The 21354-nt window shown below is 64.1% G+C and carries 22 protein-coding genes and 1 other RNA gene; 15 read left to right on the top strand and 8 right to left on the bottom strand.

Annotation, left to right across the window (positions count from 1 at the left end; translation table 11 throughout):
• Positions 1–5 precede the first annotated feature (5 nt).
• From OO12_RS10340 to OO12_RS27460, 6 genes are all read left to right on the top strand, one after another.
• On the top strand, positions 6–845 hold the full coding sequence (locus OO12_RS10340; protein WP_034158604.1) for an XrtA system polysaccharide deacetylase: 840 nt from the start codon (positions 6–8) through the stop codon (positions 843–845).
• Positions 842–1915 carry a FemAB family XrtA/PEP-CTERM system-associated protein gene (locus OO12_RS10345; protein ID WP_034158605.1) on the top strand — a complete coding sequence of 358 codons (1074 nt, stop codon included), beginning with the start codon at positions 842–844 and terminating at the stop codon, positions 1913–1915. The genes OO12_RS10340 and OO12_RS10345 overlap by 4 nt, the downstream gene beginning before the upstream one ends.
• Positions 1915–3129, top strand: coding sequence for a TIGR03087 family PEP-CTERM/XrtA system glycosyltransferase (locus OO12_RS10350; protein ID WP_034158606.1), 1215 nt, complete (start codon positions 1915–1917; stop codon positions 3127–3129). Before OO12_RS10345 ends, OO12_RS10350 begins: the two co-directional genes overlap by 1 nt.
• The gene (gene xrtA, locus OO12_RS10355; RefSeq protein WP_052215725.1) at positions 3126–4661 is read left to right on the top strand and encodes an exosortase A; all 1536 of its coding nucleotides are present in this window, start codon (positions 3126–3128) and stop codon (positions 4659–4661) included. Before OO12_RS10350 ends, xrtA begins: the two co-directional genes overlap by 4 nt.
• A gap of 165 nt (positions 4662–4826) precedes the next feature.
• Entirely contained in the window at positions 4827–6716 is a 1890-nt protein-coding gene (locus OO12_RS10360) for an XrtA/PEP-CTERM system amidotransferase (protein ID WP_034158607.1), read from the top strand.
• 103 nt (positions 6717–6819) lie between these two features.
• Entirely contained in the window at positions 6820–7050 is a 231-nt protein-coding gene (locus OO12_RS27460) for a hypothetical protein (protein WP_082006463.1), read from the top strand.
• Between the two features lie 17 nt (positions 7051–7067).
• Here OO12_RS27460 and OO12_RS10370 read toward each other — a convergent pair whose 3' ends face one another.
• The 4 genes from OO12_RS10370 to OO12_RS10385 form a co-directional block, all read right to left on the bottom strand.
• Positions 7068–7511, bottom strand: a complete 444-nt coding sequence (locus tag OO12_RS10370; protein ID WP_034158609.1) for an MAPEG family protein — start codon at positions 7509–7511, stop codon at positions 7068–7070.
• 143 nt (positions 7512–7654) lie between these two features.
• Positions 7655–8467, bottom strand: coding sequence for a hypothetical protein (locus OO12_RS10375; RefSeq protein WP_152616350.1), 813 nt, complete (start codon positions 8465–8467; stop codon positions 7655–7657).
• Positions 8468–8618: 151 nt separating this feature from the next.
• Positions 8619–9668 carry a 1,9-bis(guanidino)-5-aza-nonane synthase gene (locus OO12_RS10380; RefSeq protein WP_034158611.1) on the bottom strand — a complete coding sequence of 350 codons (1050 nt, stop codon included), beginning with the start codon at positions 9666–9668 and terminating at the stop codon, positions 8619–8621.
• A 118-nt stretch (positions 9669–9786) separates the two neighbouring features.
• Entirely contained in the window at positions 9787–10998 is a 1212-nt protein-coding gene (locus OO12_RS10385) for a type III PLP-dependent enzyme (protein WP_034158612.1), read from the bottom strand.
• Between the two features lie 149 nt (positions 10999–11147).
• On the opposite strand from OO12_RS10385, the gene OO12_RS10390 reads away from it, so the two are divergent.
• A complete protein-coding gene (locus OO12_RS10390; protein ID WP_034158613.1) occupies positions 11148–12116 on the top strand; it encodes a threonine ammonia-lyase in 969 nt (322 codons plus the stop codon).
• A 48-nt stretch (positions 12117–12164) separates the two neighbouring features.
• Here the strand turns inward: OO12_RS10390 and OO12_RS10395 are convergent, their stop codons facing one another.
• On the bottom strand, positions 12165–13520 hold the full coding sequence (locus tag OO12_RS10395) for a cytochrome P450 (RefSeq protein ID WP_034158614.1): 1356 nt from the start codon (positions 13518–13520) through the stop codon (positions 12165–12167).
• A gap of 134 nt (positions 13521–13654) precedes the next feature.
• Here OO12_RS10395 and OO12_RS10400 point away from each other — a divergent pair, with 134 nt between their 5' ends.
• The gene (locus tag OO12_RS10400) at positions 13655–13834 is read left to right on the top strand and encodes a hypothetical protein (RefSeq protein WP_034158615.1); all 180 of its coding nucleotides are present in this window, start codon (positions 13655–13657) and stop codon (positions 13832–13834) included.
• A 43-nt stretch (positions 13835–13877) separates the two neighbouring features.
• On the opposite strand, the gene OO12_RS10405 is transcribed toward OO12_RS10400, so the two are convergent.
• Complete coding sequence (locus OO12_RS10405) at positions 13878–14828, bottom strand: ADP-ribosylglycohydrolase family protein (RefSeq protein ID WP_200887436.1); 951 nt, start codon at positions 14826–14828, stop codon at positions 13878–13880.
• Between the two features lie 277 nt (positions 14829–15105).
• Positions 15106–15762: an alpha/beta hydrolase gene (locus OO12_RS10410; RefSeq protein WP_034158616.1), complete on the bottom strand. Its 657-nt coding sequence runs from the start codon at positions 15760–15762 to the stop codon at positions 15106–15108.
• A gap of 110 nt (positions 15763–15872) precedes the next feature.
• On the opposite strand from OO12_RS10410, the gene OO12_RS10415 reads away from it, so the two are divergent.
• The 5 genes from OO12_RS10415 to ffs all read left to right on the top strand — a co-directional run bounded on the left by OO12_RS10415 (position 15873) and on the right by ffs (position 18836).
• Positions 15873–16949, top strand: coding sequence for a cysteine desulfurase family protein (locus tag OO12_RS10415; protein ID WP_034158617.1), 1077 nt, complete (start codon positions 15873–15875; stop codon positions 16947–16949).
• The gene (locus OO12_RS10420) at positions 16946–18052 is read left to right on the top strand and encodes a cysteine desulfurase family protein (protein WP_034158641.1); all 1107 of its coding nucleotides are present in this window, start codon (positions 16946–16948) and stop codon (positions 18050–18052) included. The genes OO12_RS10415 and OO12_RS10420 overlap by 4 nt, the downstream gene beginning before the upstream one ends.
• Complete coding sequence (locus OO12_RS10425) at positions 18049–18381, top strand: 2Fe-2S iron-sulfur cluster-binding protein (RefSeq protein ID WP_034158618.1); 333 nt, start codon at positions 18049–18051, stop codon at positions 18379–18381. The genes OO12_RS10420 and OO12_RS10425 overlap by 4 nt, the downstream gene beginning before the upstream one ends.
• Positions 18382–18424: 43 nt before the next feature.
• Positions 18425–18697 (top strand): hypothetical protein, encoded by a 273-nt coding sequence (locus tag OO12_RS10430; protein WP_034158619.1) that lies wholly within the window; start codon positions 18425–18427, stop codon positions 18695–18697.
• 41 nt (positions 18698–18738) lie between these two features.
• An RNA gene (gene ffs / locus OO12_RS27465) (signal recognition particle sRNA small type) lies at positions 18739–18836 on the top strand.
• Positions 18837–18839: 3 nt separating this feature from the next.
• Here ffs and OO12_RS10435 read toward each other — a convergent pair.
• On the bottom strand, positions 18840–19256 hold the full coding sequence (locus OO12_RS10435) for an NIPSNAP family protein (protein WP_034158620.1): 417 nt from the start codon (positions 19254–19256) through the stop codon (positions 18840–18842).
• Between the two features lie 128 nt (positions 19257–19384).
• Between OO12_RS10435 and OO12_RS10440 the strand changes: the two genes are divergently transcribed.
• Positions 19385–21028 (top strand): DNA polymerase III subunit gamma/tau, encoded by a 1644-nt coding sequence (locus tag OO12_RS10440; RefSeq protein ID WP_034158621.1) that lies wholly within the window; start codon positions 19385–19387, stop codon positions 21026–21028.
• Positions 21025–21348 carry a YbaB/EbfC family nucleoid-associated protein gene (locus OO12_RS10445; protein WP_034158622.1) on the top strand — a complete coding sequence of 108 codons (324 nt, stop codon included), beginning with the start codon at positions 21025–21027 and terminating at the stop codon, positions 21346–21348. Before OO12_RS10440 ends, OO12_RS10445 begins: the two co-directional genes overlap by 4 nt.
• Positions 21349–21354: the final 6 nt, after the last annotated feature.

A 21354-nucleotide genomic window follows, 5' to 3' on the forward strand; every position in this document is an offset into this window, starting at 1 on the left:
GGGCGATGCGCCATGCGCTCTCCGTCGATGTCGAGGACTGGTTCCAGGTCGGCGCCTTCGAAAAGGTGATCGACAAGGCCAATTGGGATTCGCTGGAGACACGGGTCGAGCGCAATACCGATGCGGTACTCGCGCTGTTCGGCGAAAGCGGGGTCAAGGCGACCTTCTTCACGCTTGGCTGGGTGGCGGCGCGTTATCCCGCGCTGATACGGCGCATCGTCGATAATGGGCATGAGATTGCCAGCCATGGTTGGGATCATGACCGCGTCTTCACCATGGATGCGGCGACGTTTCGGGCCGATCTTGCGCGGACGCGCAAGACGCTCGAAGACGCCGGCGGCACGGCGGTGACCGGCTATCGTGCGCCCAGCTTCTCGATCGACAAGCGCACCCCCTGGGCGCATGTCGAACTGGCCGAGGCGGGCTATACCTATTCGTCGAGCGTCGCGCCGCTCAAACATGATCATTATGGCTGGCCCGAAGCGCCGCGCTACGCCTTCCACCCATTACCCGATTCCGATCTGGTCGAAGTGCCGGTGACGATTGCCGAACTGGCCGGGCGCAAGATGGCGACGGGCGGTGGCTTTTTCCGCTTGTTTCCTGGCGCGCTGACCGATTTCGCAGTCCGCCAGGTGGCGGGCGAGGGGCAGCCAGCGATATTCTACTTCCATCCGTGGGAGATCGATCCCGATCAGCCGCGCGTGATCAATGCGCCGGTTAAGTCGAGGCTCCGTCATTACAGTCGGCTTGGGGCGATGGCGGGCAAGCTGCGCACGCTGATCGGACGGCACGACTGGGGCCGAATGGACGCAGTGGTGGCCGAGGCGCGGCGCGGGCTTGCGTGAATATGCCGCTGATCTCGACGCTGTTGGCGGTGCGGGCCGTCAACCTGGGTGATGCGCATGAGCGCACGCGGATCGCGGCGTTCGTGCATGCACATCCCAACGCGACGCCGTTTCATTTGCCAGCGTGGAGTATCGCCGTCGCGCGCGGCTGCGGGCAGATTGCCCATGCGTTGATCGCCGAACGGGCCGATGGATCGATTGCCGGCTATGTGCCTTTGACCGAAGTGCGGTCGCCGCTGTTCGGGCGGGCGCTGGTCTCGAATGGCTTTGCGGTTGGTGGCGGCATTCTCGCTGAGGATGAGGCTGCGGTGGAGACGTTGGGTGATGCGGCCTGGGCGCTGGCCGAGACGTTGAAATGCCCGACGCTGGAATTGCGGGGGGCGGAGCCGACGGGTCCGGAATGGAAAGTCGACAGGGATACCTATCTCGGCTTCGCGCGCGACCTGGCCGCCGATGACGAGGCCGAACTGCTTGCCATTCCGCGCAAACAGCGTGCCGAGGTGCGCAAGTCGCTTGAGATCGACCTGCAAGTGACGACCGGCAACGGCAAGGCGGATCAGGCGGCGCATTTCGCGGTCTATGCCGAATCGGTTCGCAATCTGGGCACACCGGTGTTTCCCGCGCGGCTGTTTCGCGAAGTGCTGGCGGCGTTCGGCGATAACGCGGACATTCTGACGGTAAGCGCGAATGGGAGGCCGGTTGCCAGCGTATTGAGCCTGTATTTCAACGATACCGTCTATCCCTATTGGGGCGGCGGTACCGCTACGGCGCGGGCACTTCGTGCCAATGATCGGATGTATTTCGCGCTGATGAGTCATGCTCGCGCGAAGGGTTGTGTCCGGTTCGATTTCGGGCGGTCGAAGGTCGGAACGGGACCCGCTGCCTTCAAGAAGAACTGGGGTTTTCCGGGCGTTCCTTTGATGTATGTTAAACGTGCAGCGTCTGAGGGGGCGCTTCGCGACATCAATCCGTTGAATCCACGCTATCGGTTGAAGATCGAGATGTGGAAAAAGCTGCCATTGTGGGTCGCGAACCAGGTTGGGCCGTATATTTCCAAGGGACTCGGCTGATGGGGGACATCCTGTTTCTGGCGCACCGGGTGCCTTATCCGCCTGATCGCGGCGACAAGATCCGCGGGTTCCACATTCTGAAATTCCTCTCGGCGCGCAAGCGTGTCCATCTGATCGCTTTTGCCGACGATACGCGCGACATGAAGGGCAAGAGCGGCCTCGCCAAATATACCGGCAACCGGTCGATCATCTGGCGGTCGAAATCGCGGCTGCTGGCGGCGACTCAGGCATTGCTCAAGCGCAAGCCGGTATCGCTGACCTCGTTCGAAAACCGGCCATTGCGCGATGCCGTCGACAATATCCTCGCGCGTCACTCGATCGATACGATCTACGTCTTTTCGAGCCAGATGGCGCAGTATCTGCCGGCCAATCCGCGGCAGCGCGTGATCATGGATTTCGTCGACATGGATTCGGCGAAATTCGCCGCCTACGGCAAATCCTCTGGCGGGCCGATGGGGTGGATGATGCGGCGCGAGGGGCGTCTGCTCCAGTCTTATGAACGCAACGTCGCCCGGAACGCGGCCGCGAGCCTGTTCGTCAGCGAAGACGAAGCCGCATTGTTCCGCGACAAGACGGGCGCCGAACGGGTCTTTGCGGTCGAGAACGGCATCGACACCGAGTTCTTCGATCCCACCGCCAGCTTCAAGCGGATCGACACCACCGGCGCGCTGATCGTGTTCACCGGCCAGATGGATTACCGCCCCAATGTCGAGGCGGTCGTCTGGTTCGTCGAAGCGATCCTGCCGCATATCCACCTCGAATATCCGCAAGCGCGCTTTGCCATTGTCGGGCGGCAGCCGACTGAGGCGGTCAAGGCGCTGGCCAGGCAGCCCGGCGTGATCGTGACGGGCGAAGTCGCCGATGTGCGTGGCTGGATCGCCGCCGCATCGGTGGTCGTCGCACCGCTCAAATTGGCGCGGGGCGTGCAGAACAAGGTGCTTGAGGCGATGGCGATGGCGCGTCCCGTGGTCGCCTCGGCTGCCGCTGCCGCGGGGATCGACCACCGGGACACGATCCGTGTCGGTGAAACGGTCGGCGAGATCGCCGAACAAGTGAATGCGCTGCTCGCCAACTCGTCCGGCGCCGCGGCGCTGGGCCAGAAGGCGCGCAAGCAAGTCGAGGAGCGCTATAGCTGGGAGGCGCGGCTTGCGCCGCTCGAAACGATCATGGGCATTCGCGTCAAGGCCCCGCCGCAGCGCAGGACAGCAGCATGACAATCGCCTTTCCCTCCGCCGATTTCAACAACGGCACATCGCTGGTCGCGGCGGGCTGGCGGCGGCAGTCGTCGATCCTGGGCGGCGTCGCGCTGATTCTGGTGCTGCTCTTTCGCGGCGATGCCGGCGACCTGGCGCGGATCTGGTGGACCAGCACGACATTCGGGCATTGCCTGTTTATCGCGCCGGTCATCGCCTGGCTGGTATGGCAGCGCCGCGTACAGCTTGCCGAACTTCAGCCGGTCGCCTGGTGGCCGGGGCTCGCGCTCGTCGCGGTCGGTGGGTTCGGATGGCTGCTCGGCGATGCGTCAAGCGTTGCGCTGGCGCGGCATCTCGGCCTGGTCATGATGCTGCAGGGCGCGGTCGTTACCTTGCTTGGCCCCAATGCCGCGCGCGGGCTGTTATTTCCGCTATGCTACGCCTTCTTCCTCGTGCCGTTCGGCGAGGGGCTGGAACCGATGCTGCAGGATGTGACCGTGGCGATGACCATGCCGCTGCTCCATCTGTTCGGCGTGCCGGCACAGGTCGATGGCGTGTTGATCACCATTCCCAATGGCTATTTCGAAGTCGCCGAAGCCTGTTCGGGCGCGAAGTTTGTCATCGCGATGGTCGCCTATGGCGCGCTGGTCGCCAATGTCTGCTTCGTCAGCTGGGGGCGGCGCGCGGCGTTCATGGCGATCGCTGTGATCGTACCGGTGATCGCCAATGGCCTGCGTGCCTTCGGAACCATCTATGCCGCGCATCTGACCTCGGTCGAGCAAGCGACGGGGATGGACCATATCGTTTATGGCTGGGTGTTCTTCGGGGTGGTGATGGCGGCGGTGATCGCGATCGGCTGGCGTTGGTTCGACCGGGCGCCCGACGATCCCGTCTTTGATCCCGCGACGTTGCAGGAGCCACCGAAACGCCGCATCGACGCCCTGATCGCCGCCGCCCTGGTGCTGACCGTGGCGGGCATCTTCCCGGCCTGGGCCGGTGCGATCGCGGGCCGGGCGCAAAAGCTGCCCGATGTCATCTCGCTCCCCACCATTGCCGGGTGGCAACGCACCGACACGAGCGTACGGGCGGCCTGGTCGCCTTATTATCCCGGCGCCGACCATTTCCTGATCGGTCGCTACAGCGATGGGCGCGGCGCATCGGTCGATCTCGCCATCGCCGTGTTCGGCAGTCAGCGCGAGGGTAAGGAACTCGTCTCGTTCGGCACGGGCGTGCTGCGCCAGGACGATATCTGGGTGCGGATCGACGATCTGCCCAATCTGGCCGGCGGTTCGGCCATGCGGATCACCGCGCCCGGTCCAGTCGAGCGCCAGGTGGTGACCTGGTACCGCGTGGGCAATGTCCTCACCCATAACGATAAGGCGGTGAAGCTCGCGACGCTGCAGGCCAGGCTGCTCGGCGGGCCGCAACGCGCGGTCGCGGTGCATGTGTCGGCCGAGGTTCAGCCCGGCATCGACACACGCGCGGTGATTGAGCGCTTCGTGCACGACCTCGGGCCGATCGATGCGCTGGCCGATCATGCGGCGGGGATGTAGCGGGCGCGCTTTCCGCAAATACGTCGTCACCCTGAACTTGTTTCAGGGTCGAAGCGCGGCCATGAGCCTCAGGCGCGTCGCTCATGAGGCAAATGACCGCGCTTAGGTGCTGAACGCATTCGGCACGACGAAGCTTTTGAGGCGCCTGGAGGATAAACCAACACAATGTGCGGCATCGCCGGCCTTTATTACCCCGCCACGCCGAAGCCGGTCGATCCCGTGCGCATCCGGGCGATGACCGATGCGCAACTGCATCGCGGACCCGATGGGTCGGGGATATGGACCGCGCCGGGCGTCGGGCTCGGCCATCGGCGGCTCGCGATCATCGACCTGACCCCCGCGGGCGCGCAGCCGATGGCGAGTTCGGACGAGGCGCTGACCGTCACCTTCAATGGCGAAATCTATAATTTCCTCGAAGTCCGCAACCAGCTCGAAGCGATGGGCGCGGTGTTCGTCTCGCACAGCGACACGGAGGTGCTGCTGCACGGCTGGTCGGCCTGGGGCCCGGCGATGCTTGATCGGCTCAACGGCATGTTCGCCTTCGCGCTGCACGATTCCCGCCGGCAATGCCTGTTCATGGCGCGCGACCGGCTCGGGGTGAAGCCGCTCCATTATGTCGAGCTGTCGGACGGTGGCGTCGCGTTCGCCTCCGAGTTGAAGGGCTTGCTCGCGCATCCGTTGCTGCGGCGCGAACCCGAGATCCGTGCGGTCGAGGATTATATGGCGTTCGGTTATGTGCCGGATGACACCTGTCTCGTCGCAGGGGTGAAGAAGCTGCCCGCCGGCCACTCGCTGCTGATCGAGCGCGGCAAGCCGGTCCCCGCGCCCTCACGCTGGTGGGATGTGGATTTCTCGCGCCGCGCCAGCGGTTCGGTCAAGGCGCTGGAAGAGGAACTGGTGTCGCGGATGCGCGACGCCGTGCGGTCGCGCCTGATGGCCGATGTACCGCTTGGTGCTTTCCTGTCGGGCGGGGTCGACAGTTCGGCAGTGGTCGCATTGATGGCCGAGGCATCGTCCAAAGCGGTCAAGACGTGCACGATCGGTTTCAACGAAGCAGGGCATGACGAGCGCAGCTATGCCGACCAGATCGCACGGCGCTTCGCGACCGATCATCGCGACCGGATCGTCGCGGCGGACGATTTCGCGCTGATCGATACACTGGTCGCGGCGTTCGACGAGCCCTTTGCCGATGCCTCGGCACTGGCAACCTACCGCGTGTGCGAACTGGCGCGCGAGGATGTGACGGTCGCGCTGTCGGGCGATGGCGCGGACGAGGCGCTGGCCGGCTATCGTCGCTACAAGTTCCAGGCGGCGGAGGAGCGGGTGAGGGGGCTGCTCCCCGCGACGATGCGGGCCAGCGTCTTCGGGACATTAGGGGGACTCTACCCCAAGGCCGACTGGGCGCCGCGATCCTTGCGTGCGAAAACCACCTTGCTCGCGCTCGCCGAGGACGGGGCGGAGGCCTATGCGCGCTCGGTCGGCGTGACGACCCCGACGCTCCGCGCGATGCTCTTCTCCACCGAGGCGAAACGTGCGCTGATCGGCCATCGAGCGGAGGATCGCTATGTCCGCTCGATGCGCGATGCACCGGCCCGCGACGCGATCGACCGCGCGCAATATGCCGATTTCCAGCATTGGCTGCCTGGCGACATCCTGACCAAGACCGACCGCACCAGCATGGCCGTCGGCCTGGAGGCGCGCGAGCCGCTGCTCGATTATCGCTTCGTCGAATTCGCCGCCTCGCTACCCGTATCGATGCGGATCAGGGGCGGTCAGGGCAAATGGCTGATGAAGAAGGCCATGGAGCGCTATCTTCCCAAAGACATACTGTACCGGCCTAAAATGGGCTTTGTGACGCCGATCAGCGCCTGGTTCCGCGGCGCGCTTGCGGAAGAAGCGGGCGCCCTTGCCAAATCGCGCGTGCTGGGCGGCATGTTCGATCCCCGCGCGATCGAACGCATCGCCACCGACCACCGGGCCGGCCGTGCGGAACATGGCCGGACATTATGGCAATTGGTGATGCTCGAACGATCGATGCAACGGCTGTTCGGCTGAGCCGATCGTGACACGGATGTCATGCAATCATCACTGCCGCGCCAATCAAGTCTCGCTAGACCATATCGGCGCGCCGGTTCGTGAAGCGCGTGGGAGACTTGCCATGAAGATGCTCATTGCCGTTATCGCCGCCGCGAGCTCGCTTGCTGTCGCGGTTCCCGCCGATGCGAAAGGATGCCTCAAAGGCGCTGCCGTCGGTGGTGTCGCCGGGCATTTCGTCGGCAAGGGGCATGCTGTGCTCGGCGCGGTCGCCGGTTGCGCCATCGGCCATCATCGTGCGGCCAAGGCTGCGCGGGCGCAACATGCTCAGGCAAAGGCGGCGGCCGGTCGTTGAGACCGGCCTCGCGGCCATTATCCGTGCAGGTTGAAAACCTTCATCGCCGCGTGAAGCGTCAGCGCCATCAGGCATAAGGTCGAGAGGGCGAAGATCGCGAAACGCACCAGCACGCGATTGACGGTCACTTGAACGAGGCTGTGGACGATGCGCAGGCCGACATAGGCCCAGGCAATGCAGAGATTCCAACCACCGCCGGTCCCGGAAAGCGCGAGGACCAGCGCGACCGCGTAGAATAGGGTCGGCTGCTCCATCAGATGGTTGTAATTGTCGGCGGGCCATTGGTCCTTGGCCGGAATTCGCGCCCTCAGATCCGCGCCATTGCCGCCGACCAGATTTTTCGTATCGATCCCGGCCTTGCCCATTGCCGGGATGCGGCGGGCGTACATCCACAGCCACATCACGAGGGTCCAGCCGATCAGTGCGACGATCGGCGCGAGGATTGGGCTATGGTCGGTCATCTTTCAGCTCCCCTTATCTTTGTCGGGCAAGCTGCAATAATCGAAACGGATGCGCAACTTTTCTGCGAAGAGACTGACGCGAGGAGCATTGTGCGATCGTCCAGGCACTGAGGGTCAGCCCATGACCGGGAGAGGGCCGAATATCACTGCTTATGCAGGTAGAACGTCGTTACGGCCTTCCTTTGAGGCGCGCGTGAGGTTGCCCGTATCGTCTTTCCGTCGGGAAGGATCGTCATCTCGAATATCGAGCCGACGACACCGTTCGACGAGGAGGTCTTAACAACGGTATCGGGGCTGGGCATGGTGACTTTGGCCAACCCACCCGCCTCGTCACCCTGGATCGGGACAGCCGGCCCGCCGACGATCGCCTCATAGCCGACCCCTTGAGGAGACCATGAGCTGAAGCGATTGCCGTCCAGTTTCAGAATCCAGTCGGCTGATCCATCGTCCACGGTGATACCGATCGTCTGCCAGGTTCCGGATATCGGATGTGATCTGGCAGGTGGAGTGCCGACACGGCGCTGCCGCGTTTCGCTGCGGACAGGCGTGCCTTTGGGATTGGCGGAATTCACCACCTGCCATGTCAGGAAATTGCCGTCCGGAGAGACGACATACTTGACCGTATAGACGATCTTCCCATGGACCTTGTCTATTTCCTCGACGATATGATCGTCGATGACGGTGATCGCGATCTCATCGATATAGCCCTCGCTTGGTATCGAATGAAATTTTCCGTCCGTTTCAACGCTCCCTTCCGCGCTGTCGGAATCCCTGTTGAAGACGCCATTCGTCAATAGGATGATGGTGGGTTTCGCGTCGCTCTGTAGTGTCGACGTATCGGGCCGCCATCTGCCGTCGAACGGGCTTTGGGCCGCCGCGGGCATCGCGGCAAACATGCCGGCCGCGGGTATCGCAGCAAGCATGCCCGCGACAATCCTGGAAAGAGATATGCGCATGGCCGTCACTCCCAGGAAAATACCTCTATTGCACGGCTAAACCGAAACTCGTTGGAGGTGAAGGCCGGCTGTCATGCGCTGCGGATGGCGGCCAAAGAAAAAGGGGCGCCGGATCGATCCGGCGCCCCCTTCGCATTTCGGCGGGAAATGCTCAGTCGAAGCTGGCACCCCAACGGCGCTTGGTGCGGTTCTTCCACAAGCCGCGATGATAGGCGTCGCTGGCCAGCAGCGGCATCACCGATCCGGCTTCGGCGAACACCATCTGCTCGATGCCGGTGTTGACCTTGCCCCAGCTCGCCGCTTCCTGCAGCGTCGAGGACGAGCAGGCGCCGTCGCGCACATCGGCGACCGTGATCTGCACGGCATATTTGTGCACCTGGACATCGTCATGGCCGAGGATCTCGGCGCACACGACGGTGTCCTGGATGAAGTTCTTCGGCACGCCGCCGCCGATCATCAGCAGGCCGGTGGTGCCGGCCTTGATCTTGATGTCGGTCAGTTCACGGAAATCGGCGATGGCGTCGAGCACCATGTACGGCTTGCCTTCCTTGGCGCGGTCGACCTGATGCTTGACCAGCCCGAAGCCGGCCGAGCTGTCGACGAACGCCGGGCAGAAGATCGGCACGTCATGCTCGTATGCGAGCTTGACCAGGCTGTTGTCCTTCTTACCGTTCTCGACGAGGTACTTGCCCATCGCGCGGATGAACTCACGGCTCGAATAGGGGCGCGGCTCCAGGCTGTTGGCGATTTCCAGGATCGTATGGTCGCAATCCTGCAACTGCTCTTCGTCGATATAGGTGTCGTAGATGCGGTCGATCAGCAGCGAGCGCAGCGTGTCGTCATCCGGCACTTCCAGCGCCTGATAATGCTTGTGGCCAAGCCCTTCGAAGAAATCCATGTCGACGATCGACGCGCCGGTCGCGACCACGCCGTCGATCATGTTGTTGCGTAGCAGCTCGGCATAGAGATCCATGCAGCCGCCGGCACTGGTCGATCCGGCGATAACCAGGAAGATCGAGCAATCGGGATCGGCGAGCATCTGATTGTAGATGTCGGTCGCGCGGCCCAGGTCGCGGCTCGTGAAGCTCATCTTCTTCATCGCATCGACGATCGGGCGCGCGTCGAATTTGGTGATGTCGATATGCTCGACGGTGGTCGACAGAAGCTCGGCCTTGCGGTTCGAGAGGGTGGTATCGGTCATTCTCAAATCTCCAGTGCCCGTCATTCCCGCAAAAGCGGGAATCCCGCTTCTTCGGACGACGGATAAGGCAGCGGGATCCCCGCTTACGCGGGGATGACGGCTACATGACTAACGGCTGTTACAGCGTGACGACGTTCGACGCGACCTCACGATCGTCGCCGACATAGAGCGAGGCCATCGGCTCATCGTCCATGATCACCGTTTCGTCCGAGCCGAAGCCGTTGAACGCGGTGCGCATGGCGCAGCCATAGGCGCCGAGCATGCCGATCTCGATATAGTCCCCGGCCTGGGTGTCGGCGGGCAGCATGAACGGACCGGCCATGTGATCCATATCGTCACAGGTCGGGCCGTAAAAGCTGAACTCCACGTCGCGCGCGCGGCTGTCGGGTTCGCGGAGCAACTGCACCGGGAAACGCCAGCCGATATGCGCGGCGTCGAACAGCGCGCCATAGGCGCCGTCGTTGATGTAAAGCTCGTCACCACGGCGCCGTTCGACCCGAACCACCAGCGAGGAATATTCCGCGCACAACGCCCGGCCCGGCTCCGCCCACAATTCGGACGAATAGCTGACCGGCAGGCTTTCGAACGCACGGTGAATCGTCTCGAAATAATGTTCGAGCGGCGGCGGCTCCATGCCCGGATAGGTCGAGGGGAAGCCACCGCCGACATCGATCACGTCGACCGTGACCGCTGCGTCGACGATCGCCGCACGGACTCGCTCCAGCGCATTGGCATAGGCCTCCGGCGTCATCGCCTGGCTGCCGACATGGAAGCAGATGCCCAGCGCATCGGCTGCCTGGCGGGTCGCGAACAGCAGCTCCTTGGCCTCGTGCGGCGCGCAGCCGAACTTGGACGCAAGGCTGAGCTTCGAATGCTCCGAGGACACCCGCAGCCGGACGCACAGCGTCAGGTCGGTGGCGTGCTCGGTCGCGCGCAGGATCTTGTCCAACTCCTCGAGCGAATCGAGGCTGAAGGTGCGGCAGCCATAGTTGAAATAGGCGTCGTGAATCGCTTCCTCGGCTTTGACCGGGTGCATGAAGCACAAGGTCGCTTGCGGAAGCGTGCGCGAGACGAGCCGCACCTCGGCAATCGAGGCCACGTCGTAATGCGTGATTCCGCTATCCCACAGGATCTGCAGGAGTTCGGGGGACGGGTTCGCCTTCACCGCATAGAGCGACCGACCCGGAAACTTCTCGACGAAGAAGCGGGCGGCACGCGAAGCGGCATGCGGACGAACGAGCGTTACCGGCTGAACCGGACGGAGTTTGGCAATCTCGACAGCGGTCGAAACGGTCGACGCTAACCCCAGCGTGTTATGATGCTTGTGCAATTCAAGGGACCTCCAATGTCCGTAGACAAGTTCACGAAACACTGCCTTGCGGTTGGAAGTCCCATGGGGCAGCGGATGGGCGAAATAGGGTCGGCTTTCGCGGATGTAAAGCGCTATTGGAGGCGCAGAGGCGACCTGGGAGGTGAAATGTGACTTTGGTGCGACAACCAACCCGGGCCGGCGTTCGCGATGCGGCGGCAAAGATCGCCGCGATCCTGCCGCCATCGCCGCTTTTCGTGGCGGATATTCGTGGAATTCCAGTGGCTTTCAAGGCGGAGTGCCTGCAGCCGATGGGCGCGTTCAAATTGCGCGGGGCATGGCATCGGCTGACCGCGATCGACAATGACGTGCGCGAAAAAGGTGTCGTCGCTTTTTCGTCGGGTAACCATGCCCAGGGTGTCGCCTGGGCCGCGAAGCGGCTTGGCATGCCCGCAACGATCGTGATGCCCGCCGATGCGCCGAAATCGAAGCGTGACGGTACGCTCGCGCTCGGTGCGGAAGTGGTGAATTATGATCGCGCGACCGAGAGTCGGGAGAAGATCGCCGCGCATCTCGCTCATGCGCGCGGTGCGGTGCTGGTGCCGAGCTTCGACGATCCGTGGATCATTGAAGGGCAGGGCAGTGCCGGGGTCGAAGCGGCGGTGCAGATGGCGGCGCTGGGCATGGGCGTGCCGAGTCGGGTGGTGGTGCCGTGCGGTGGGGGCGGACTGGCGGCCGGGAATGCGCTCGGCTTGCCCGACAGCATGATGACGGTGGTCGAGCCTGAAGGCTGGGACGATATGCGCCGCTCGCTGGAGGCTGGCTGGATCGAGCCCGTCGGCGATAATCCGCCGCCAACGGCATGCGATGCGCTGCAGACCGTGCGCGTGTCGCAACTGACCTTCGACGTGCTGTCGCGACGCGGTGTGAATGGTGTGGCGGTCAGCGAGGCGGCGATTCGCGCCGCACAGCGCTGGGCGGCGGAAAAATTGCGGCTGGTGGTCGAACCGGGCGGCGCAGTCGCGCTGGCTGCGGTGCTGACCGGGCAGGTCGCGCTTGATGCAGGGACGTTGGTGATTCTGTCGGGTGGGAATGTCGACATGGAGGCCTATGGCGCAGTGCTGGCGCGGGCCGACTGAACCGTGAGGGGCTTGTGGCTGGTGGGGCCTCGATCCGGTCGGAAACGACTATACCGGTTCGGTCATGAGCGGCATGCCCCCTCTGGGCCGCAAGGTCACGCTGCCCACCGGGTCGGGCACGAACCCCTGCGGCAGCGAGAACCGCCGCTCGCACAGCCATTGCGCGAGGATCAGCAACGCTTCCATCGTCGCGAAGCGCGCGCCGACGCACACACGCGGGCCTCCACCAAAGGGGATATATTGGAAGCGGTGCATCCTGGCGCGGTTTTCGGGTGTAAACCGGGTGTGGTCGAAGCGGTCGGGATTCTCCCACAGGGCACGGTGGCGATGGATGACCCAGGGCCAGACCGCCACCAGTTCGCCCTTGGCGATCGGCTTGCCCGATAGCTCGTCGGGCGCCAGTGCTTCGCGGGCGAATCGCGGTGCGGGTGGGTAGAGACGCATCGTCTCTTCGAAGATCTGCTTCAGCAATTCGAGATGGTCGATTCGTTCCGTGGCTGGATAGGCCATGGCCGCCATCGCCTCGGTCCGTGCTTCTTCCTGAAGGCCGGGCTGAGCCGCCAGGCAGTAGATGCTCCACGCCAGCGCGTTGGCCGTGGTCTCGTGCCCGGCAAGGTAGAAGGTGATCGCATTGTCGACCGCCAGCGTAACCGCCTGTTCGGGCGGAAAATGCTCGCCAAGCGAGCGAATCAATCCACCGAAGAAATCATCGCCCCCGCCATCCGGGCCGCGATCGCGGACCATCTCGGTCAGTGTCTGCCGCAGCCAGTTGCGCGCCCGGCGCGCGCGCCGCATGCCCGGGCTTGGATCCCAGTCCTGCAGACCCAGTACCGCCATCAGGCGCGCTTGGCCGGCAACGACGAGCAACTGGCTGATATAATCGCTGGCCTGGGGATTGGTGAGGCGCGGGTCGCCGGCGAACAGGCTGTTGGCGATGATCGCCATGGTGGTGTGCGTGGCCTCGGCGGCCATGTCGAGTCGCGCAGGACCGACCGGCCACTGCGCAATGTTGTCGACCGCGCATTGCGCCATGGTTTCCGCCATGCCGGCCACCGCGCCGGGCGCGAAAGTCGGTGCGACGATTCGCCGCTGCGTTCGCCAATCATCCCCTTCCGCGCTGAGCAGTCCATTGCCGACCAGTGAGGAGAGCAGGCGCTGCGCCAGACGCGGGCGCAGATAATTGGCCTTGTTGCTCAACAGCACGCGCTCGACCGCCTCCGGATCCATCAGGCTGTGAAGCGTGAGTCCCATTGCCTTGCGCGTGCGAATGGGCAGCTCGAAGGCCGGCTGGGGAATGCCGTAGACCGTGTTGCGAAGCCGTTCGCCGGTCAGCTCGCGCCAAATCGGTTGCCAGTCGGTCGAGCGCGGCGGCTGAACCGGGATGAAGGGTAAGACGCTAGCCATAAGTATCGTTATAGCATGAAATGCGCCGGCATGCGTAGCCTTTTGCGCTGCGCATGCTTCGGACGCTGGGCCGGCCAGGCGATTTCGAAACAGGCTTCTCGACTTCGCTTGAAGCGAACGGGTAGGAAAGGCGGATGAACCAGGCCCTCACCGGAATCGCGGCTGCCGCCCCTGCCATCGCCATGATCGGCTTCTTCGCCTGCCTGATTGGCGGCGGTTATTTGCTGTTCAGCGGCCAGCAGCGGAAACGCGCCATCCTTCTGCTGATCATGTCACTGGTTTTGCTGGGGAATGTGCTCATCTGGACGATGTGACCGTGCCTGTCTGAACCCGTTCCATCGTTGGGATGCCACGGACTTAGGTCGGATTTGGGGCGTCGCCATTATAAAGCTTGAGGGCGAGGTCTTCGATCTCTTCGCGCCACGCCAGCCTGTCGCGCCAGTGTGCCGGTATCGCACTTGCACCGTAGATCGCGCCGGCGAGTTGGCCGGTGATCGCAGCGACCGTGTCGGCGTCGTCGCCGAGATTGGCCGCGAGCAGAACCGCGTCTTCGAACGATGTGGTTTCGTGCACGCACCAGAGCGCCGCTTCGAGGCTGTCGACGACATAACCGCTCGATCTGATCGCGTGACGCGGTTTGCCGCGCCAACTGCCTCCGAGAATGTCTTCGATGCGTCGGCTCGGAGGCGTTGTCACAAGCGGCGGCGCAAAGAGTTCCTCTGGCGCCGCGCCGCGGATCGCTCGTGCGGTGAGCAAAGCAAAACTTTCGCATGCGACAAGGCATTCGGCCGCGCCATGAGTGAGGCGACTTTGGGCACGAGCAACCTTGAGGATCGCGGCTTCGTCGCGCCGGACGCCCCAGATGGCGACCGGCGACAGCCGCATGAGCGAACCGTTGCCGGCGCTTTCATGGCTGGTCGATCCCGCGAAGGGCTCACCGTTCTTCTCGAAGTTCTGAAGTGCCGCTTGGGTGGTTAAGCCGATATCGAAGCACGTGCCCGTGCAGCTATACATGCCCCGGCGATACCAGTTGACGAAGCGCGCCATACAGTCGCCCGGATCGAGCTCATCCATTCCGACCAAGCTATGGCCGAGCGCCAGGGCCATTGCGGTATCGTCGGTCCATTGGCCCGGTGCTAGATGGAACGGACCGCCACCGACCATATCGACCAGGGGTGGCAGCGAATCGCGCGCGCTGAATTCCAGCGTCGTGCCCAGCGCGTCGCCGACGGCAAGTCCAAGCAGCGCGCCGATGGCGCGGTCCCTAGCCGCATTGGACGGTGTCGGTAGCAGGTGCAAACCCCTCAATCTGCCATGCTCACGGTTGTTTGCCGGAGTTCTGAAATATGTCGCATATATCAATGATATTAATCGATATATTCGGGAATTTCTCGTGCTCTATCGGTCGAAGATATGTAACAATCCGGTGTAACATATCTCCCCCGCGATGGCCGTTTTCTGGCCGATCGATTCAAGCGCTGTTCGACCCCCGCTATCGCGGCAAGTGTGGAAACGCGCTCCTCAGCCTTCGAACTTGCTCACGTTGTCGATCAAACACCGTCGGGGCCGGTCGGCCCCGACCCGCTCACCGGATCGGCGAGTTCGGGTCGAGCCGCATATCCAGATACTTGTCCACGCTGCCCATCAGCTCGGGCATTTCATGCTCGAAGAAGTGGTTCGCCTTGGGGATGGTATCGTGATGGATGGTGATGTGCTTCTGCGTGCGCAGCTTGTCGACCAGCTTCTGGGTCGCGAGCGGCGGGGAGACTTCGTCATTCTCGCCCTGAATGATGATGCCGCTGGCCGGGCAGGGGGCAAGGAAGGTGAAATCGTACATGTTCGCCGGTGGTGCGACCGAGATGAAGCCGCGAATCTCCGGGCGGCGCATCAGCAGCTGCATGCCGATCCACGCGCCGAAGCTGAACCCGGCAATCCAGGTGGTCGACGCTTCGGGATGGAAGCTCTGCACCCAGTCGAGCGCCGACGCCGCGTCGGACAATTCGCCGATGCCGTTGTCGAACGTGCCCTGGCTCTTGCCGACGCCGCGGAAATTGAAGCGCAGCGTGGCGAACCCGCGTCGCTGGAAGGTCTTGTAGAGCTCCTGCACGATGCGATTGTTCATCGTGCCACCCGATGATGGATGTGGGTGGAGAATCATCGCCACGGGCGCGCGCGGGCGCGGCCCGGGAGCGAAACGGCCTTCGAGACGGCCATCGGGACCGGGGAAAATGACTTCTGGCATGGAGACCTGCTGACAATATTTGCGCGCGCCCCCGAAAGACTGACGGTGGAGCGCTGGAATGTGCGCGCTATATAAGCAAGATGCGCCTTTTCGCAATTGGAACAAACCGCTTGGCCGACCGCCTCTATCTCGATCATGCCGCAACCACACCGATGCTGCCCGAAGCGATCGCTGCGATGGCCGATGGGATGGCGCATTGGGCCAACCCGTCATCGCCCCATGCCGAAGGACGCGCGGCGCGTGCGGCGTTGGAAGCGGCGCGCGGACGCATTGCCGCCGCCTATGGCTGGGCGGGAGAGACGATCCTGACCAGCGGTGCGAGCGAAGCGCTGGCGATCGGGCTTGGCCGATCGGTCGTGGACCGGCGCCTGATCTCCGCGGTCGAACATGATGCGGCCATCCGCGCCGCGCCCGATGCGGCGATGCTGACGGTCGATTCCCAGGGTTTGATCGATCCGGTGGCACTTGAGCGGGTATTGGCGATCGCGGGTCGACCGGTCGTGGCGATCCAGTGGGCGAACAGCGAAACGGGCGTGCGTCAGCCGATCGCGGCGCTGGCCGGGGCAGTGCATGACGCTGGCGGCCTGTTGCTGGTCGATGCCGCGCAGATGCCCGCCGATGCCGATGCCGAGGTGGCGATGCATGCCGATTTCGTTGCGATCTCGGCCCATAAGCGCGGCGGGCCGCCGGGTGTCGGTGCGCTGCTGGTGCGCGATCTGGCGACATTGCTGCCGACCGGCGGGCAGGAACGAGGCTATCGGGCGGGGACGGAGAATTTGCCCGCTGCGCTTGGATTCGCCGCCGCTCTCGGCGTGGCCGAGGATATGGCGAAGATGGCGGTGCTTCGGGTGAAACTCGACGATGCCATCGGGCGGTCTGGCGGAACTCTCGTCGCGGACGGCCAGCCGCGTCATCCCGCGATCGGCTCGTATCGCATGGCGGGGCTGGCGGCGGCGACGCAGCTGATTCGCTTCGACATGGCGGGAATTGCGGTATCGGCGGGCAGCGCCTGTTCGTCAGGCAGTATGAAGGCAAGCCATGTACTCGGCGCGATGGGGTGGAGCGTCGAAGCGTCGCGTGAAGTGGTGCGGGTAAGCTTCGGCCGCACGACCAGCGAGGCAGACGTCGATCGCTTCATCGCCGAATGGCGCACCGTGTCGCGCTCCGCGCGCGCGTTTGCGGCATGATTTACCTTGATTATCAGGCGACGACGCCCCTCGCGCCCGAAGCGCTGGCGGCGATGCTGCCCTGGCTCGAAAACCAGCACGCCAATCCGCACTCGGCACATGTGCCGGGCAGGGCGGCCAGGGCGGCGGTCGAGGTCGCGCGGGACAATCTCGCTGCCTTGTTGCCCGCTGGCGGCAGGGTCGCTTTCACCAGCGGCGCGACCGAAGCGATCAACTGGGCGATCAAGGGGGCCGGTAAAGTTGGAGGGCCGGGCCGGATCGTGACGATCGCGACCGAACATGCGGCAACGCTCGACACAGTCGACGCGCTGGCGCGGTCGGGGCGGGCGGTGACGGTGCTGCCTGTGGGCGTTGATGGCCTGGTCGATCTCGCCGCGGCCCGTACGGCGATTGGGCCGGGAACGGCGCTGGTTGCCGCCATGCTGATCAATAATGAGATCGGTGTGGTGCAGCCGATCGCCGAGCTGGCTGAAATGGCGCATGCAGCTGGAGCACTGATGCTGTGCGACGCGGTGCAGGGCTTTGGGCGAGTGCCGATCCCGGCCGGATGCGACATGGTCGCGGTATCGGCGCACAAAATTCACGGACCAAAGGGCATCGGCGCGCTATGGGTGCGCGATGGCGTCGAACTCGAACCATTGCTGCATGGCGGCGGGCAGGAAGCGCTCGGGCGATCAGGCACCTTGTCGCCCGCGCTCTGTGCCGGCTTCGGCGCGGCGGCTCGCCTGGCAGCCGAGCGCCAGGCCGAGGATGCCGCGCATGTTGCCGGACTTTGGGAAAATGCGGCGGCGGCGCTTGGGTCGCGCTGGATGATCAACGGGTCGATCGATCAGCGCTATCGCGGCAATCTCAATATTCGCCGCGATGGCCTGGATGTCGCCCGCCTGATGTCGAGCCTGCGCGACATCGCCTTTTCGGCAGGGTCTGCCTGTGCCAGCGGGTCGGGCCGCTCCAGCCATGTGCTCCGCGCAATCGGGCTGAGCGAAGCGCAGGCGCGTTCGAGCATTCGTATCGGCTTCGGCCGCTATTCGACCGAAACGGAACTGGTCGAGGCGATCGACCGCATCAACGCTGCCGCTGACGCACAGCGGGCCGCAGCATGACTTTGGTCCGCTTTATCGCCACCGATGGATCGATCCTGGAAACGCGTGGGTCGCCGGGCGATCGCCTGCTCGATCTCGCCCAGGCCTATGGCCAGCCGCTCGAAGGCACCTGTGAGGGGCAGATGGCGTGTTCGACTTGCCATGTCATCGTCACCGCGGAGGATTTCGCCCGGCTGCCCCGGGCGAGCGAAGACGAAGAGGATATGCTCGACCTTGCCGCGGGCGCAACGCGGACGAGCCGGCTCGCCTGTCAGATCTGGCTCGATGAAACGCTCGATGGCTTGACGGTACGGATTCCCGGCGAAGCGCGGAACATGCAGGGACGATGACCGTTTCGATCCCGTGTCGACATCGGCACCAGGAGAGAAGCCCATGAAATTCTTCGTCATGATCGCCGCCGGCCTGCTTGGCGCCGCCGCGATTGCCCCGACCGCCGCCGTCGCGGCCCCGGTTGCGCCTGTCGCTGGAACGGTCGCGGGCGAACAGACGCGTGAGCGCGTCGTCGTTCGCCATCGCACCGAAACCCGCCGCCACTGGGGTAATGATCGCCGCCGCCATGGCTGGGGCTCGCGGAAAGTATGTCAGCGCACCTGGTATCATGGCCGTAAGGTCACGCGGTGCCGCACGGTACGCTATCGCCGCTAACTGACCCTATTGATCACGCCGCCCGACTCTCCTATCTGCAGCGCGGGAGTCGGGCGGACGTGGTCGTCGCCAACCCGGTCAGATCCGGAAGGAAGCAGCCGCAACGATTTCGCCGCGGGTCGTTCCGGCTCCCACCTCAACCTCATTCGAACGGCGGCGAATAGGCCGTCAGGCGCATGGTTCGCGTGTCGATGCCGCCCATGATCGGCGCGTCGGGCGAGACGGTTTCGCGCTTGATCTTCGCCCATTCCGCATCGGCCATGAATGCTGCCCATTGCGCCGTCATTGCGGCTTCATCCGTCCAGCGCAGCAGATAGACGAATTCCGGCTTGCCTTCGTGATCGGCCTCCCAGGTGGCGACGATGTCGAAGCCGTGACGATGCATGATACGCATCGCATGTTCGGCGAATCGGTCGTGGAAGATGGCCTTGCTTGCCGGATTCAACTGATAGACGCGCAACTGATAAAGCGGCTTGGCGACTTGCGAAGTCTGGGCGTTCGATGCCGGTGAGACGATCACGGCGCAAACCGCAAGCAATCCCGCAAACCGTCGATACATGCCGCACTCCTCTTTTATGTCAGGCGATGTCGCTGATCGCGTGGGATCGGGTCAAGCGAGCGACCATCGGTCGTCATTCTTGACCGAACCCTTCGACATCGCGGCTTCGCGCCCCTAGATAGAAGCCGATGTCCGACTCCTTCGATCTTGGTGAACCGCCCCAGCCTGCCAAGGCTGAGGTCTATCGCGTTCTCGCCCGCAAATACCGGCCGCAGACCTTTGCCGAACTGATCGGTCAGGATGCGATGGTGACCACGCTTGGCAACGCGATCAAGCGCGGGCGTCTTGCGCATGCGTTCCTGCTTACCGGGGTGCGCGGGGTCGGCAAGACATCGACCGCGCGGCTGATCGCCAAGGCGCTCAACTGTATCGGGCCCGATGGCGAGGGTGGTCCGACGATCGATCCGTGCGGCGTGTGCGAACCGTGCCGCGCAATCGCCGAGGGGCGGCATATCGATGTGATCGAGATGGACGCCGCGAGCCATACCGGCGTCGACGATGTGCGTGAAATCATCGATGCGTCGCGCTATGCGGCGGTGTCGGCGCGCTACAAGATTTACATTATCGACGAAGTGCACATGCTGTCGAAGAACGCATTCAACGCGCTTCTGAAGACGCTGGAAGAGCCGCCGGCGCATGTGAAATTCCTTTTCGCCACGACCGAGGTCAACAAGGTGCCGGTGACGGTGCTGTCGCGCTGCCAGCGTTTCGACTTGCGGCGCATCTCGGCGGAGATGTTGGGCGCGCATTTCGCTTATGTCGCCGAGGCTGAGGGCGTCGAGGCCGAATCGGAGGCGCTGGCGCTGATCGCGCGGGCTGCGGAAGGGTCGGCCCGCGACGGCCTGTCGATTCTCGACCAGGCCATTGCGCATGCGGGAATCGAGGGGGGCGGGGTCAAGGCGGCCGCGGTCCGCGAAATGCTCGGCTTGTCCGATCGCGGCGCGGTGCGGGCGCTGCTTGGCGTGCTGCTCTCGGGCGATGGCCTCGGTGCACTTGCGGCGCTCCGGCGGCAATATGACCTGGGTGTCGACCCGCAGGCGGTGATGCGCGCGCTGCTCGAGGCGGTGCACGCGACCACTCTGGTCAAGCTCGGCACCGCACCCGAAGCGGGACAGGCGGTCGAGGAGCGTGAGGCGCAGGAAATCTGGGCCAATGGCTTGTCCTTTGCCGCGCTGCATCGGCTCTGGCAGTTGCTGCTCAAGGGCCATGACGAGGTTGCGCGGGCGGCGCTGCCGATCGAGGCATGCGAGATGGCGCTGCTGCGTATCGTGCATGCCTCGACCTTGCCGGATCCCGGCGAACTGGCGCGGCAATTGGCGGCGGGCGGTCCTGCTCCCACCGTTGCTGCAGCCCCGGCAACGGCTGCGTCCGCTTCCAACGGGGCGACCGCATCATCGCTGCCGGAGGACTTTATCGGGCTTATCGCCATGCTCGACGATCTGGGCGAGGCGGCGCTGGCCGCGCGGCTCAGCCATACAGCAAGCCTGGTGCGCTACGCGCCGCTTGAACTCGTGCTGAGTTCGGCGCGGCCGATGCCTGCAGACTTCGTGCGTGAGCTGACGCTCGAACTGAAGCGGATCACCAGCAAGCAGTGGAAGGTTTTCGCCGAGGAGGTACCGGGCGAACCAACGCTCAACGAAGTGAAGCTGGCAAAGGCAGCGGCCGAACGCGCGGCGATATTGGAGACCCCGGTGGTCAAGGCGGCGTTCGCGGCATTCCCCGACGCGGTGCTGGACAGCTGGACGACAGAGATACGGAGTAACGAAGCATGAAGAGCATCGAAGACATCATGGCCATGGCGCAGAACGTCCAGGCCGAACTGACCAAGGCGCAGGCCAATCTCGATACGATCGAGGTCGAAGGTGCCTCGGGCGGCGGGCTGGTCAAGGTGCGAGCCTCGGCAAAGGGACGGATCATCGGCATCGCGATCGACGATTCGCTGCTCGTGCCGAGCGAGAAGCAAATGCTCGAGGATCTGATCGTCGCCGCGTTCAACGACGCGCGCGGCAAGGCGGACGCGGCCTCGAACACCGAAATGTCCAAGCTGACCAGCGGCATGCCGCTGCCGCCGGGGTTCAAGCTGCCATTCTGAGCGTCG

The sequence above is a fragment of the Sphingomonas sp. ERG5 genome (genome assembly GCF_000803065.1).
Lineage (GTDB): Bacteria > Pseudomonadota > Alphaproteobacteria > Sphingomonadales > Sphingomonadaceae > Sphingomonas.

Bases quoted from the DNA above. Each gene is read 5' to 3' on its own strand.
- OO12_RS10350 (WP_034158606.1), top strand. From the start codon at position 1,915: ATGGGGGACATCCTGTTTCTGGCGCACCGGGTGCCTTATCCGCCTGAT.
- OO12_RS10425 (WP_034158618.1), top strand. From the start codon at position 18,049: ATGACTTTGGTCCGCTTTATCGCCACCGATGGATCGATCCTGGAAACG.
- OO12_RS10360 (WP_034158607.1), top strand. From the start codon at position 4,827: ATGTGCGGCATCGCCGGCCTTTATTACCCCGCCACGCCGAAGCCGGTC.
- OO12_RS10430 (WP_034158619.1), top strand. From the start codon at position 18,425: ATGAAATTCTTCGTCATGATCGCCGCCGGCCTGCTTGGCGCCGCCGCG.
- OO12_RS10395 (WP_034158614.1), bottom strand. From the start codon at position 13,520: ATGGCTAGCGTCTTACCCTTCATCCCGGTTCAGCCGCCGCGCTCGACC.
- OO12_RS10340 (WP_034158604.1), top strand. From the start codon at position 6: ATGCGCCATGCGCTCTCCGTCGATGTCGAGGACTGGTTCCAGGTCGGC.
- OO12_RS27460 (WP_082006463.1), top strand. From the start codon at position 6,820: ATGAAGATGCTCATTGCCGTTATCGCCGCCGCGAGCTCGCTTGCTGTC.
- OO12_RS10445 (WP_034158622.1), top strand. From the start codon at position 21,025: ATGAAGAGCATCGAAGACATCATGGCCATGGCGCAGAACGTCCAGGCC.
- xrtA (WP_052215725.1), top strand. From the start codon at position 3,126: ATGACAATCGCCTTTCCCTCCGCCGATTTCAACAACGGCACATCGCTG.
- OO12_RS10400 (WP_034158615.1), top strand. From the start codon at position 13,655: ATGAACCAGGCCCTCACCGGAATCGCGGCTGCCGCCCCTGCCATCGCC.
- OO12_RS10410 (WP_034158616.1), bottom strand. From the start codon at position 15,762: ATGCCAGAAGTCATTTTCCCCGGTCCCGATGGCCGTCTCGAAGGCCGT.
- OO12_RS10375 (WP_152616350.1), bottom strand. From the start codon at position 8,467: ATGCGCATATCTCTTTCCAGGATTGTCGCGGGCATGCTTGCTGCGATA.
- OO12_RS10380 (WP_034158611.1), bottom strand. From the start codon at position 9,668: ATGACCGATACCACCCTCTCGAACCGCAAGGCCGAGCTTCTGTCGACC.
- OO12_RS10440 (WP_034158621.1), top strand. From the start codon at position 19,385: ATGTCCGACTCCTTCGATCTTGGTGAACCGCCCCAGCCTGCCAAGGCT.
- OO12_RS10435 (WP_034158620.1), bottom strand. From the start codon at position 19,256: ATGTATCGACGGTTTGCGGGATTGCTTGCGGTTTGCGCCGTGATCGTC.
- OO12_RS10420 (WP_034158641.1), top strand. From the start codon at position 16,946: ATGATTTACCTTGATTATCAGGCGACGACGCCCCTCGCGCCCGAAGCG.
- OO12_RS10370 (WP_034158609.1), bottom strand. From the start codon at position 7,511: ATGACCGACCATAGCCCAATCCTCGCGCCGATCGTCGCACTGATCGGC.